Raw genomic sequence first — 12,798 nt, 5'->3', positions numbered from 1 at the left:
CTGAAACGCAAGATTAAAACGCTTGATTGAAAGAGTCAAATGGAATAGTGATTCCCGTCCAGTTTTGGGCAGGGAGCTATATGGAGAACAACTGGCGGGATCAACCGACCGATGATTGGCGCGCGTTCGGCGTGTCCATCCTGGGCACGTTCATGTCCACCCTGGACGCGGGCATCGTCAACACGGCGTTGCCGACCATCGGCGCGGGCTTCGGCGCCGGGGTGTCCGGGGTGCAGTGGGTGGTGGCGGGCTATTTTCTGGTCATTTCCTGCCTGTTGCCGCTTTTTGGCCGCATGGGCGACATGTACGGTCGCAAGCGCATGGTCCAGTTTGGTTTTTTCATTTTCGCCGCGGCCTCCGCTGGTTGCGGCGCGGCCCCAACGCTTTGGGCGCTTGTCGGGGCGCGCCTGGTGCAGGGGCTGGGCGCGGCCATGCTCATGGCCAACGGCCCTGGCATCATCATGACCGCCTTTCCCGGACCGACGCGGGGACGCGCCCTTGGACTGGTGGGGCTCACGGTCGGGCTTGGCTCGCTTGCCGGTCCGGGCCTTGGCGGCGTCGTCATCCAGGCCATGGGCTGGCGCAGCGTGTTCTACCTCACCGTGCCTGTGGCCCTGCTTGGCTTGGCGCTGGCGCAGCGTTTTCTCCCCAGGCAGGAGCGCCGCCAGGACGAGACCCTGGATCTGGCCGGGGCGGCCCTGTTCGCCATTGGCATGGTGGGGCTGCTTCTGGCCGTCACCCGCGGGCACGAGTGGGGCTGGACTTCGGCGGCGGTGCTGTGCGGCCTGTGCGTCGCCCTGGGGGCGTTTTCCGGGTTCGCCCTGTGGGAGCGCAGGTGCCCGCACCCCATGATCGATCTCTCCCTGTTCCGGGTCTGGCCCTTTTTATCAGGCAACGTGGCGGCGTTTCTGGCCTTCATGGCCATGTTCTGCAATGCGATTCTGCTTCCATTTTATCTGCACGACATGCTTGGCCTGGAGCCCGGCGTCATGGGCCTTGTGCTTTCCTCGCTGCCGCTTGCCATGGCGGTGTCCGCGCCGGCCAGCGGCTACCTTTCCGAGCGCGTGAATTTCGCCACCCTCACCTCCTGCGGATTGTTCATCATGTGCTGCGGGCTTGCGCAGCTTGCGCTGCTTTCCCCGCAATCGGCCCTGTGGCGGGTGTACCTGGGCCAGATGACCGTGGGCTTTGGGGCCGGGGTGTTCATGTCGCCCAACAACAACAGCGTGCTCTCTAGCGCCCCGCAGGAAAAGGTGGGGCTGGTGGGGGGCGTGCTGGCGCTGGTGCGCAACGTGGGCATGGTTTCGGGCATCGCCTTGGCCATCACCGTGTTTGAGGGCTGCCAGGCCAGGGAGTTTTCCCTGGGGGCACCCGCGCAGGAGGCCTTCATGGCCGGGTTCCGTGCGGCGCTGTTCACCGGAGCGGCGCTGGCCTGCGCCGCTGGGGGACTTTCCCTGCTGCGCCGCAGGCTGTTCGCCCAGAACCCCAAGCGTTCCGACTGCACCGCTTTGCCTGAAGATCTGTAGCCCATACCCGATCCCTCGGACTCTGGTGCCGCCGCGTGTCGTGTTCGGCTCTCCGCTCCGGGTGTTCTCCGCTTGGCGCCCCCTCTGCCCAGGGGCGTCCGCCGTGCCGTGTGCGGCAGCCCATTTCCTCGTGCTCTATCCTTATTATAGGAAGGGGCCGCCCCCTTGCGGAAGCGGCCCCTTTGAATCGAGTTCCCTTTGCCAGGCTAGTAGTGCAGATCCACCGGGTCCTTGATGGGTTCGCTGAAGGTCTTGATGGCCCAGGCCTGGTAGGCGATGACGATGGGCACGAAGACGAGCGCCACGCCAAGCATGATCTTGAGGGTGAGCTGGCTGGAGGCCGCGTTGTGGATGGTCAGGCTCCAGGCCGGGTTCAGGGTGGAGATGAGGATGGCCGGGAACAGCCCCACCACGCCAAAGAGCGCCACGCAGGCGATGAACGCTGCCGAGCCTGCCCAGGACTTCCACAGCTGGCCCGCGCCCATGTACAGCCGCGCGGCAAGCAGTCCGGCCACGGCGGCCGCCAGAATCAGGAACAGGTGCGGGTTCTTCATGTAGTTGCCGAAGAGCTGCGTGTGGACCCAGGTGTAGGCCAGGAAGGCCAGCACCAGCACCAGCACGGCGGGCCACAGACCCTTGGCCGCGCGCAGGGCCCTGTCCCGCAGCTCTCCCGTTGTGCGGATTGCCAGCCACAGGGCGCCGTGCATGGCGAACATGGCCACGAAGAACACGCCGCCCAGCAGGCCGTAAGGATTCAGCAGGTCCACCAGCCCGGCCTGGTTCACGTGGTTCTCGTCAAGCGGCAGGCCGTGGAACAGGTTGGCGAAGGCTACGCCCAGCAAGAGCGCGGGCAGGAAGCTGCCCACCGTGTGGCAGGCGTCCCACAGGCTGCGCCAGGAGATGCTCTCCACCTTGCTGCGGAACTCGTAGGACACGCCCCGGACGATGAGGGCGAAGAGCAGCAGCATGAGCGCGGCGTACAGACCGCTGAACATGGTGGCGTAGGCCAGGGGGAAAGCCGCGAAGGTCACGCCGCCAGCGGCGATGAGCCACACCTCGTTGCCGTCCCAATACGGGCCGCCTGCGTTGTAGATGGCCCGCTTGTCGAATTCGTTTTTCGCCAGAAAGGGCATGAGCGTTCCCATGCCGAGGTCGAAGCCGTCGAGCACGAAGTACACGGCCCAAAGCACTCCCCAGAGCAAAAACCAGATGGTCTCAAGCATGTCCGACTCCTTGGCGTTGTAGGGGTTGCGGGCCTAGACGCCCTGGGGGCCCTTGCGGGCGGTGGTGAACATAAGGTAGGCCCCGGCCGCGCCGAGCAGGGTGTAGAGCAGCACCATGGCCACCAGCGAGCCGCCCGCCTGCGAGGCCGTGATGGGTGACACGGCGTCGGCCGTGCGCATGAGCCCGTAAACGATCCAGGGCTGGCGGCCCACTTCCGCCACGGCCCAGCCCGCCTGCATTCCCAGATAGGGCAGGGGAATGGCCCAGATCAGGGTCTTGAGGTACAGCGGAAAATCGACCAGACGCTCCCGCTTCATGAGGCCGAAGAGCATGAGCAAGGGCATGATTGTCCCGATGCCCACCATGACGCGGAAGGCGATGAAGGTGAGACCCACCGGAGGACGGTCGGCCGGGGCGAAGTCTTTCAAGCCCTTCACCTCGGCGTCGGGATCGTTGAAGGCCAGGAAGCTGAGCAGGGAGGGCACGGGCAGGGCCTCGACGAGATTCTTTTCGTTCTTTTCATCGGGGATCTGCAGCAGATACATGGGGGCGTTGGTCCTGGTTTCCCAGTGGGCCTCCATGGCTGCCAGCTTGGCGGGTTGCACCTCGGCCACAAGGTTGCCATGGAAATGCCCCTGGCCGATGACCACAGCGGAGGCGATGAGCCCGGTGTACAACGCCATCTTCATGGATTTGTTGAAGAACTCCTCGTGCTGCCGCTTGAGCAGATGCCAGGCGCTGATGCCTGCCATAAAAAAGGCCGCCACGCAGAAGGAGGCCGAAACCACATGGACGAACTGGTTCCAGGCCCAGGGATTGGTGATGACCGCCACGAAGTCCGTGAGTTCCGCGCGCCCGTTGCGCAGCTCGAATCCCAGGGGATTCTGCATGAACCCGTTGGCGATGAGGATCCACACGGCGGAGAGGTTGCCCGCTCCGGCAACCAGCCAGGCAACCACGGCATGGGCCTTGGCCGAAAGCTTTTCCCAGCCGAAGTGCCATACGCCGATCATGGTGGATTCAAGGAAGAAGGCGGCCGTGGCCTCAATGGCCAAAAGCGACCCGAAGATGTCGCCCACGTAGGCCGAATAGCGCGACCAGTTGGTGCCGAATTGGAATTCGAGCGTTATTCCGGTGACCACGCCCAGTGTGAAGTTGATAAGGAAGAGCTTGCCCCAGAATTTCGCCATGCGCTGGTACATAGGGTTGCCCGTGCGCACGTAGGCCGTCTCCATGCAGGCGATGAGCACCGAGATGCCCAGCGTCAGCGGAACAAAAAGGAAATGGAACATCGTTGCGGCTGCGAACTGGAGCCGCGAAAGCATAAGCACGTCCATGGACCCTCCCCTTGGGTGTCGGTTTTAACCAGGAATGGTTATCTATACCAACAGCGTCCGCGCGTGGCAATAGCTTTTGTATAGCACCATGCCGATTGTTTGCAACAAACCGCGGGCGGCGGCGTATTGCGCGAGCACGGCGAATCCTGTAACGCCTGTCTAACGGAGGTGTCCCATGGGCAAGGGCGAGTGGGGACCATGGTATGCGGAAGGCCCGGCGCGGCAACATCTGGAACGCATGGCTGACGAGCAGCGCCGTCGGGCGTGCGAGCAGCTGCGCGGCGCGTTCGTCTGGTCGCCTGCGGCGGATGTGCTGGAGCTGCGGGACGCCATCGTCGTTCAGGTTGAACTGCCAGGGGTGGAGCAGGACCGTATCGTGGTCGAAATAATCGACGGCGATCTCGTGGTTCGGGGTGAACGTCCGTGTCCTCGCCTGGATGAGCCCGAGGACCTGGAGACGGACCCTGTGTATCGCTTGGTGGAACGTGTGTACGGCCGCTTCGCCAGACGATTCCGTCTGCCTGCCGGGGTGGACGTGGCCAGGGTCGGCGCACGCCTTGCCGACGGCCTGCTCAGCATCACCATTCCCAAGGCCTGCGCTCGGACCCCGAAGCGGTTTTGTCTGCGCATAGACTAGGCTTCTTTGCCTCCTCCAATTCGGGCCTCCCCCCTTTCGCGGTTTCTGGCCCTGTTCGTATTTGTTCTACCTATCGGTAATACAAGAATAAAAATCGTACTGCCCGGCTGTTTGGACGGGTCGGCCGGGTTGGTGACAGGCTGTGCGGTCGCATGATGTTCCGCCGTGTCAGCGGGGGTGAGGCTTCTCTCAACTATCGAAATGTTTCACAGGTGAATTGACTCGTGTGAAAATTCAATACAGAGAAAATCGGTGAAAAATTTCAAAATATGGCGAAAAATGAAGTTTAGTTTGTTGATAGTTTTTTGAACACAAAGTTTGTCTCGGCCTCGACTGTGCCGGATTCCTCCGTGTCATGCGGGTTATCCGGTCATTGCCCTCCTGCATTTGAGTGAAGAGATTTGCAGTGAATGCTTTTATATCAGGTGGTTATATTGTAGAGAAACGTGTCTGGGTCCTGATGCATTCCGACCTTTGCCGGGATTGTCGCGATCACGCGCCCGGCGTAGATGAACCGACATGAATGCGGACCTCTGGCAAAAATTGCTTCTCATGCTCGAAAATCGACTGGAACAGGGGCTTTTCACCCTCTGGATCAGGCCTCTGACCGCCACCTTCACCGGCGGATCGCTGGAGCTCCAGGCCCCGAACGAGTTTGTCGCCACCTGGATACGGGAGCGTCTGCTTGATGTCGTGCGCGACGCCGCGCAGGAACTTGTCGGCGGACACGTCGACGCCCGTGTGGTTGTGCGCAAGGCCGAACCGGCCCTGGCCCCGGCCCCGGCAGAGACCTCCGAAAGGGGGAACCGCCAGCAGCGGTCGGCCCTGGCCCTGCCTCTGGACTACAGGCCCCGGCCCATTGCCGACTCCCGCTGGCGCTTCAGCTTCGAGGACTTCGTCGTCGGCCCCTGCAACGAGTTGGCCTGCGCGGCCTCCAAAGGCCTGTGCAACGACGCCCTCGCCGCGGACCATCTGTTTCTTTCCGCAGGGCCGGGCCTGGGCAAGACGCATCTGCTGCACGCCATTGGCCGCCAGTTGGCCTCGCGCAGCAACCGTTCCAGGCTGTCCATCGCCTGCCTTTCGGCGGAGGAGTTCGCCACCCGGCTGGTGCTGGCCATCAAGGCCCGCGAGGCGGCGCGCTTCAAGTCCGAGTTCCGCGACTCCGTGGACGTGCTCCTGCTTGAGGACATCCATTTCTTCCAGGGCAAGGGCAAGCTTCAGGACGAGCTGCTCATGACCTTGAAGGCCCTGCAAGCCAGGGGCTGCAAGGTTGTGCTCACCAGCTCCTTTCTCCCGCGCGAGCTCGATCAGGTCGATCCGCAACTGGTGTCTTGCTTCGCTTCGGGGTTCATGGCCCTCATGGACGCTCCCGACTTCGCCACCCGCGAGGAGATCGTCCGGCGCAAGGCCCGCAGCCTGCAGGTCCAGGTGCCCGACGATGTCGCCGGGCTTCTCGCCGAGCGGCTGACTACCGACATCCGCCAGTTGGAGAGCTGCCTGAACAATCTGGTGCTCAAGGCCAGGCTGTTGGGGCAGCGCATCACCACCGAGCTTGCCTGGCAGGTGCTTGAGAACTACCAGTCCCAGGTGTGCGCCCCGGACATGGAGCGCATCGTGTCCTTCGTCTGCAAGAGCTATGGCATCGACGAACCGGAACTGAGGTCCAGGAGCCGCAGCCAGCAGACCGTGCTTGCGCGCAACACCGCCTTCTATCTTGGGCGAAAACACACGGGACTTTCCTTGGCGGCCATCGGCGAGCGCCTTGGCCGCAAGCACTCCACCGTGCTCAAGGGCATCATCAACGTGGAGCGCGAGATCAACCACCAGACCCCGCTTGGCCGGCAGCTCTCCAGCACCATCGGCCGCCTTTCCGCATAACAGCCTAGCGAAATTGCCCGCCAGGGGCAGAGGTTTTCGGCGCGCGCCGGACCGGACCCGTTGCGGACGCCTCTGCACGGGGGAGGAAGTCGGCCCGGCGCTCCGCCGACCTGTCTCGGAATCAGGAGAGCGGGCGGCTGCCCTTGGCCAGAATGGCCTGGGCTTCGGCCTCGGTAAGGCCACGCCCGGCGGCGATGGCCGCGAGGTTGTCTTCCGCATCGGAGGCCCGCAGGTACTCCGGGGCCAGCGGCCCGGGCCCGAAAGCGGCCTGTGCCGCCAGGGCGAGCAGGGCGTGGGGGCGCGGGGCGTCCCAATGCGCGGGCAGCAGCCTGATGGCCGGATCGGCCTGTGCGAGTTCTTCGAAACAGCCCAGATTGCGGCGCAGGCCGCCGCCGAGCAGCGCAAGCGGACGGGGGAGGCCGGCCAGGAGCGCGGGCATGTCCGCAAGCTGGACCACCTGTGGCGGCATAAGCGCTGTGCGCCCCATGAACGCCTGCGCGTACGCCTGCCCTCTGCGCGCCCAGGCCAGGGCGAGCACCGCGCCGGGAACCACCTCGGCGGCCTCCAGACCCAGCAGCTGCAAATGCCCTATGCCCGCCATCAGTGGGGGGCCCCCTGCGCGTCCTGCGAGTCCGGCGGCCAGACCTTCCGCCAGCGCCAGCGACATGCGCAGCCCTGTGAAGCTGCCAGGCCCGGTGACGCAGGCGATGCGCGAAATGTCCGCGGCCCGCCTGCCAAGCGCGTCCAGCATGTTGCGGATGCCCGGAGCCAAAAAGCGCGCGGCTTGTCCGGGCACGGTCCACTCCTGCGCGGCCAAGAGCTGCGCCGCGCCGCCCTGCGTATGGCCGATGGCCGCCTGCAGGCGCTCGTCAGCCCCGTTGACGGCCAGGAGCAGGCCGCCGTCCGGAACCGGGCTATTGGAAGAGTCTGCGCAGATCATTGTAGGTGGCGAAGAGCATGAGCGCCGCCAGCAGGGCGATGCCCACGCGCATTGCGGCGGCGCGGGCGCGCAGGCTCAGCGGCTTGCGCGTCACGGCCTCCAGGCTGAAAAGGACCAGATGCCCGCCATCGAGCACCGGGATGGGCAGCAAATTGACGAAGCCCAGGTTGGCCGAAAGCGCCGCAGCCAGGGCCAGCAGGCCCACAATGCCTTCCTGCGCCTCGCGGTTGATGAGCTGCGCGATGAGGATGGGGCCGCCGATGGATTCAGCAGGGATCACCCGCTCGATCATCTTCACCAGGGCCATGACCATGTTCACGATGGCCCGCCACGTTTCCTTGGCCGAAAGGACAAGGCTTTGCCCGGCGGAAAGCTCCATGGTCACGATTTCTTTTGCGGCCACGATGCCGAGCATGGGCACGGTGACGGTTTCGCCGAAGACGTTCTTGCGCTGGCGCAGCTCCGGGGTGACCTCCAGGCTGACGTGCTCGCGGTCGCGTTTGATGGCAAGGGCGATGGGCCGGTCTTTGGAATTCTGGATCTGGTCGGTAAGATCGTCCCAGAAGGTGACGGAGCGGCCGTTGATGGTCAGCACGTTGTCCCCCTCCTTGAGCCCGGCGCGGGCGGCCGGGCTGTCCGGCAGCACTTGGCCGATGGTGGGAGCGAGGCCCATTTGCCCCTGGGTGGCGAAAAGCGCCCAATAGATGCCCCAGGCCAACAGGAAATTGAACACAGGGCCGGCCGCCACCACGCACATGCGCTGCCACACCGGCCGCAGGCTGAAAAGCAGGTCCTTGGGGATGGCGGGCTCCTCGTCGTGCTCGGGAGATTCCCCGGCCAGCATGACATAGCCGCCAAGGGGCACGGCGCAGAGCCGGTATTCCGTCATTCCGGAACGGAAGCTGGCGATCTTGGGCCCGAAGCCCAGCGCAAAGGCCTTGACCCCGATGCCGAACATGCGGGCCACCAGGAAATGCCCAAGCTCGTGGAAGAAAATCAGTCCGCCCAGAACGAGCACAATGGCGATGACACCCACAGGAACTCCTTGCACATTGCCGGGGTGGGCCGGCTTTCGTTGTCACGATGACAAAAAGGGGAGCTCGGCGCGAGGCCCCGGGCCTTCGCCGCCGACCGCATTATTTTGCCGCGGCTTCGCGCACGCTCCGCCTGGTTCGCGCGTCCACGTCCAAAAGCGCCCTCGCGTCCGGCGCAGGGCCAAGTCCGGCATGGCGCTCCAACTCCGCCTCGATGAGCCGGGGAATGTCCATGAATCCGATGGCACCGGTCAGGAACAGGTCCACGGCGGCCTCGTTGGCCGCGTTCAGCACGGCCGGATGGCTGGGGCTGGCGGCGTAGGCCTCCTTGGCCAGGCGCAGGCAGGGAAACAGCGCCTCGTCGGCCCGTTCGAAGGTGAGACCGCCCACCTGGGCCAGGTCCAGCCGGGGCATGTCCAGGGTCACCCGCCTGGGGAAGCACAGGCAATGCGCGATGGGAATGCGCATGTCCGGCACGCCCAGGTGCGCAAGCTGCGAGCCGTCCACGTATTCGGCCAGGGAGTGCACGATGCTTTGCGGATGCACGAGCACGTCCACGCGCTGGACCGGCAGACCGTACAAATGGCAGGCCTCGATGACCTCCAGCCCCTTGTTCATAAGGCTTGCCGAATCCACGGAAATCTTTGCGCCCATGCTCCAGTTGGGGTGGCTCATGGCCTGTTCCGGCGTTACCGCGGCGAGAAACGCGGCGTCGCGCCCGCGGAACGGACCGCCGGAGGCCGTGAGGATGAGCCGGGACAGCTCCTTGCCCTCGGCGTCCGCATGGCCGCACAGCGCTTGGAACAGCGCGTTGTGTTCGGAATCGACGGGGAGCACCACGGCCCCGGATTTGCGGCAGGCCTCGCGGATGAGCGACCCGCCGAGCACCAGGCTTTCCTTGTTGGCCAGCGCGATGCGTTTGCCCGCCTGGGCTGCAGCCAGTGTGGGCAGAAAGCCCGCGGCGCCCACGATTGCCGAAAGCACAAGCGTTGCTTCCGGCAGCGTCGCCGCGGCCGTGTACCCTTCGGGGCCGGTGACGATTTCCGGCGCGTAGCCCGCGGGCAACAGCGTCCGCAGTTCGTCGGCCACCCCGTCGTCCAGCACGGCCAGGAGCGCTGGACGGAAACGAGCGGCCTGCCCGGCCAGGCGGCGGGCGTTCCTGCCCCCGGCCAGCGCGGCCACGCGGAACAGTTCCGGGTGCTGCCCCACAACGTCCAGGGCGCTTACGCCGATGGACCCGGTGCATCCCAGCACGGCGAGCGTGCGGGGAAAGGGTAGATCCGGAGCGGCTTGCGGCCAGGTGGAGATGTAGCTTTTCATGGCGGCCTGCTAGGGGAAGAGCGGGGCGACTTCTTTGAACAGGGCGTAGCAGGGCAGGGCCAGCAGCAGGCTGTCGATGCGGTCGAGCAGGCCGCCGTGGCCGGGAAGCAGCGTGCCGGAGTCCTTGACGCAGAGTTTGCGCTTGAGGGCGGACTCGAAGAAGTCGCCCATCTGCGCCGCGATGTTCAAGAGCGCTCCCAGAAGCACCCAGAGGACAACGGGCGCATCGCCGAAAGAGACGCCGTAGGCCGTCACCGCGGCCACGCAACCAATGAAGCCGCCGATGCTTCCGGCCCAGGATTTCTTGGGGCTTACCTGCGGCCAAATTTTGGTTTTGCCGAAATAGGTGCCGGAATAGTAGGCCGCCGTGTCCGAAACCGCAGTGGAAAGAAGCACGAGGACGATTTCCGGCGTGGAAAGGGAGAGGCAGAACTGGAGCATGAGCGGCAGATACATGAGCCCGGCCATGAGGATCAGTTCATCGTGGAAGTCGGCGCCTTCCTGGTCGCGGCCGTAGCGCAGCAAAAAGCGCAGGGCCAGAAACCAGAAGCAGGCGGCCAGCACCCAGGCCAGATACTCCTGCCCGGCCAGGCGCACGGCCAGAAGCAGGCCCAGGCCAAGGGCCATGCCTGTCAGCCGCAGGGGCCTGTGTTCCGGGCCGGGGCGGAACATGGCCGTGAACTCCCACTGGCCCAGGGCGCTTACCGCCACCAGGACCGCCAGGACGAACACGCCGCCCTGCCACAGGGCAAGGGCCACCAGGGACACGGCGAGAATGGCGGTGAGAATGCGCTGCTGATGGGCGGATGCCGACACGAAAGCTCCCTGTGGGCGGACTGCGCGGAGACTGTGCCCCACGCGACATTGGGCCTTGTACTCCATTCCAATTCCTGGGGCAACCGTGCCTTGCCCCCCTTTCCCCGCCGCCGCGATCCGTGCTAGGTGACTGGATGAGCCGCGCGCGGCGTTTTGCGCAGGCGGCCTTTGGTCCACTCGACGTCCGAAGGGGGAGCCAATGGCGGAGACGAGCGGGGCGTCATGCTCCGAACCACCGGAGAAGCAGGGAAACGGCTTCGACGCCGATCTGGACCTCGACCATGCCGGGCTTGAGGAACTGCGCGCCCACGCCGCCCGTCTCCGCGAGCACCTGCGCCACCTGACGGACATCGGCCTGGCGCTCTCCGGCGAGCAGAACCGCGACCGCCTGTTCGAGATGATCGTAAGCCTTGCGCGTTCCATCACCCTGGCCGACGCGGGCACCCTCTACATAGTGGACGACACCGGCCGCAAGCTCGAATTCGTGGTGCTGCAGAACGACACCATGAATGTGCGCCTTGGCGGCGCAAGCGGCAACCCCATCACCCTGCCCCCGGTGAACCTGTATACCGAGGCGGGCGAGGAGAACCACGCCAACGTGTCCTCCCATGTGGCCCTTACCAGAGAGGTCGTGAACATCGAGGACGTGTATTGCGCGGAGGGCTTCGATTTCAGCGGCACGCGCCGCTACGATTCCTCCACCGGCTACCGCTCACGCTCCATGCTCGTCATCCCGCTGGAGAACCACGAAGACGAGATCATCGGCGTGCTGCAGCTCTTGAACGCCAAGGACAAGCGCACGGGAGAGGTCGCGGCCTTCTCTTCCGTCGGCCTGGCGGCGGTCAAGTCCCTGGCCAGCCAGGCCGCCGTGGCCCTCACCAACACCCAGCTCATCAACGGCCTGAAGGCCCTGCTGTATTCCTTCATGCAAAGCATCGCGGCGGCCATCGACGCCAAGAGCCCATACACCCGCGGCCACATCGACCGCGTGGTGGACTTGACCATGCGCATCGCCGAGGCCGTGAACGCGCAGCAGGACGGCCCCTTCCAGAACGTGCGTTTCGACGAGAACGAAATGGAGGAGTTGAAGCTCGCCGCCTGGATGCACGACGTGGGCAAGATCACCACCCCGGTGCATGTGGTGGACAAGGCCACCAAGCTCGAGGCCATAGTGGACCGCATCGACCTTGTGCAAACGCGCTTCAGGCTCATCGGCAAGGCCATCCAGGCAGAACTGCTGGAGAAATTGCTTGAGCTGGCCGGAAGCGGGGCCTCGCGCCAAGAGATGTTCGCCGTCACCGACGAAATGGAGCGCCGCAGGCAGGAACTGGAGGACGACCTCGCCTACATCGTCTCCTGCAACACGCCCGGCGAGTTCATGAGCGACGAGCGCATCGAGCGGGTCAAGGCCATCGCCGCGCGCACCTATAAGGACGGCGACGAGGAAAAGCCCTGGCTCACCGAGGACGAGGTCCGGAATCTCTGCATCCGCAAAGGCACCCTCACCGATGCCGAGCGCAAGATCATCGAAGACCACACGGTGGTCACCATCGACATGCTCTCGCGCTTGCCGTTCCCCAAGCGCCTGGCTCGCGTGCCGGAATTCGCCGGGGCGCACCACGAGAAGCTCGACGGCACCGGCTATCCCAACCACATCGGCGGCGAGGCGCTTTCGCTCCAAGCGCGCATCCTGGCCGTGGCCGACGTGTTCGAGGCCCTCACCGCCAAGGACCGGCCCTACAAGGAGCCCATGAAGCTCTCTCAGGCCATGAAGATTATGGGCTTCATGGTCAAGGACCGGCACATGGACCCGGAGGTCTTCGACCTCTTCTTCAAGACCGGCGTGTACAGGCAGTATGCCGAAGCGCACATGGGCGCGGGGCAGATCGACGAGGTGCCGCAGCCTTCCCCGCCGCAGCAGATGAAAGGCTAGCCGTGTTGGGCTGATACGCCGCATCGGCTTTGCCTTTCGTTTCGGAGTGGAGTAGGACAACCCTTCCGGGGCGATGGCTCAAGGCCGGGACGGGCCATGGCCGCCGCTTGGCCCCACATGGGCAATACGCCTGCGCAGGCAGGAAACGCAGAA

10 protein-coding genes are annotated in these 12,798 nt (G+C 64.9%); 4 read left to right on the top strand and 6 right to left on the bottom strand.

Going from position 1 to position 12,798, the window contains the following annotated elements:
* The first annotated feature begins 80 nt into the window (after positions 1-80).
* A complete protein-coding gene (locus tag CHB73_RS02005) occupies positions 81-1,526 on the top strand; it encodes an MFS transporter (RefSeq protein WP_089271544.1) in 1,446 nt (481 codons plus the stop codon).
* A gap of 206 nt (positions 1,527-1,732) precedes the next feature.
* On the opposite strand, the gene cydB is transcribed toward CHB73_RS02005, so the two are convergent.
* Entirely contained in the window at positions 1,733-2,749 is a 1,017-nt protein-coding gene (gene cydB, locus CHB73_RS02000) for a cytochrome d ubiquinol oxidase subunit II (protein WP_089271542.1), read from the bottom strand.
* 33 nt (positions 2,750-2,782) lie between these two features.
* Entirely contained in the window at positions 2,783-4,087 is a 1,305-nt protein-coding gene (locus CHB73_RS01995; RefSeq protein ID WP_089271540.1) for a cytochrome ubiquinol oxidase subunit I, read from the bottom strand.
* Between the two features lie 238 nt (positions 4,088-4,325).
* On the opposite strand from CHB73_RS01995, the gene CHB73_RS01990 reads away from it, so the two are divergent.
* Both CHB73_RS01990 and CHB73_RS01985 read left to right on the top strand, forming a co-directional pair.
* Positions 4,326-4,724 (top strand): Hsp20/alpha crystallin family protein, encoded by a 399-nt coding sequence (locus CHB73_RS01990; protein WP_179216852.1) that lies wholly within the window; start codon positions 4,326-4,328, stop codon positions 4,722-4,724.
* A gap of 519 nt (positions 4,725-5,243) precedes the next feature.
* A complete protein-coding gene (locus CHB73_RS01985) occupies positions 5,244-6,602 on the top strand; it encodes a chromosomal replication initiator protein DnaA (RefSeq protein ID WP_089271536.1) in 1,359 nt (452 codons plus the stop codon).
* A 121-nt stretch (positions 6,603-6,723) separates the two neighbouring features.
* On the opposite strand, the gene tsaB is transcribed toward CHB73_RS01985, so the two are convergent.
* The 4 genes from tsaB to CHB73_RS01965 form a co-directional block, all read right to left on the bottom strand.
* Positions 6,724-7,542, bottom strand: a complete 819-nt coding sequence (tsaB, locus tag CHB73_RS01980; protein ID WP_089271534.1) for a tRNA (adenosine(37)-N6)-threonylcarbamoyltransferase complex dimerization subunit type 1 TsaB — start codon at positions 7,540-7,542, stop codon at positions 6,724-6,726.
* Positions 7,517-8,578 carry an RIP metalloprotease RseP gene (gene rseP / locus CHB73_RS01975; protein WP_089271532.1) on the bottom strand — a complete coding sequence of 354 codons (1,062 nt, stop codon included), beginning with the start codon at positions 8,576-8,578 and terminating at the stop codon, positions 7,517-7,519. Before rseP ends, tsaB begins: the two co-directional genes overlap by 26 nt.
* Before the next feature lie 100 nt (positions 8,579-8,678).
* Complete coding sequence (gene dxr / locus CHB73_RS01970; protein ID WP_089271530.1) at positions 8,679-9,896, bottom strand: 1-deoxy-D-xylulose-5-phosphate reductoisomerase; 1,218 nt, start codon at positions 9,894-9,896, stop codon at positions 8,679-8,681.
* A 9-nt stretch (positions 9,897-9,905) separates the two neighbouring features.
* Positions 9,906-10,712 (bottom strand): phosphatidate cytidylyltransferase, encoded by an 807-nt coding sequence (locus CHB73_RS01965; RefSeq protein WP_235641471.1) that lies wholly within the window; start codon positions 10,710-10,712, stop codon positions 9,906-9,908.
* A 199-nt stretch (positions 10,713-10,911) separates the two neighbouring features.
* On the opposite strand from CHB73_RS01965, the gene CHB73_RS01960 reads away from it, so the two are divergent.
* The gene (locus CHB73_RS01960; RefSeq protein ID WP_089271526.1) at positions 10,912-12,645 is read left to right on the top strand and encodes an HD family phosphohydrolase; all 1,734 of its coding nucleotides are present in this window, start codon (positions 10,912-10,914) and stop codon (positions 12,643-12,645) included.
* Positions 12,646-12,798 lie beyond the last annotated feature (153 nt).

This window comes from Humidesulfovibrio mexicanus, from assembly GCF_900188225.1.
GTDB lineage: Bacteria > Desulfobacterota > Desulfovibrionia > Desulfovibrionales > Desulfovibrionaceae > Humidesulfovibrio > Humidesulfovibrio mexicanus.
The sequence above is the reverse complement of the archived record's forward strand: the minus strand, read 5'-3'. Positions and strand labels throughout refer to the sequence as shown.

Excerpts from the sequence above, each read along its gene's own strand:
- CHB73_RS01990 (WP_179216852.1), top strand. The coding sequence starts at position 4,326 with ATGGCTGACGAGCAGCGCCGTCGGGCGTGCGAGCAGCTGCGCGGCGCG.
- CHB73_RS01985 (WP_089271536.1), top strand. The coding sequence starts at position 5,244 with ATGAATGCGGACCTCTGGCAAAAATTGCTTCTCATGCTCGAAAATCGA.
- CHB73_RS01995 (WP_089271540.1), bottom strand. The coding sequence starts at position 4,087 with ATGGACGTGCTTATGCTTTCGCGGCTCCAGTTCGCAGCCGCAACGATG.
- tsaB (WP_089271534.1), bottom strand. The coding sequence starts at position 7,542 with ATGATCTGCGCAGACTCTTCCAATAGCCCGGTTCCGGACGGCGGCCTG.
- cydB (WP_089271542.1), bottom strand. The coding sequence starts at position 2,749 with ATGCTTGAGACCATCTGGTTTTTGCTCTGGGGAGTGCTTTGGGCCGTG.
- CHB73_RS02005 (WP_089271544.1), top strand. The coding sequence starts at position 81 with ATGGAGAACAACTGGCGGGATCAACCGACCGATGATTGGCGCGCGTTC.
- dxr (WP_089271530.1), bottom strand. The coding sequence starts at position 9,896 with ATGAAAAGCTACATCTCCACCTGGCCGCAAGCCGCTCCGGATCTACCC.
- CHB73_RS01960 (WP_089271526.1), top strand. The coding sequence starts at position 10,912 with ATGGCGGAGACGAGCGGGGCGTCATGCTCCGAACCACCGGAGAAGCAG.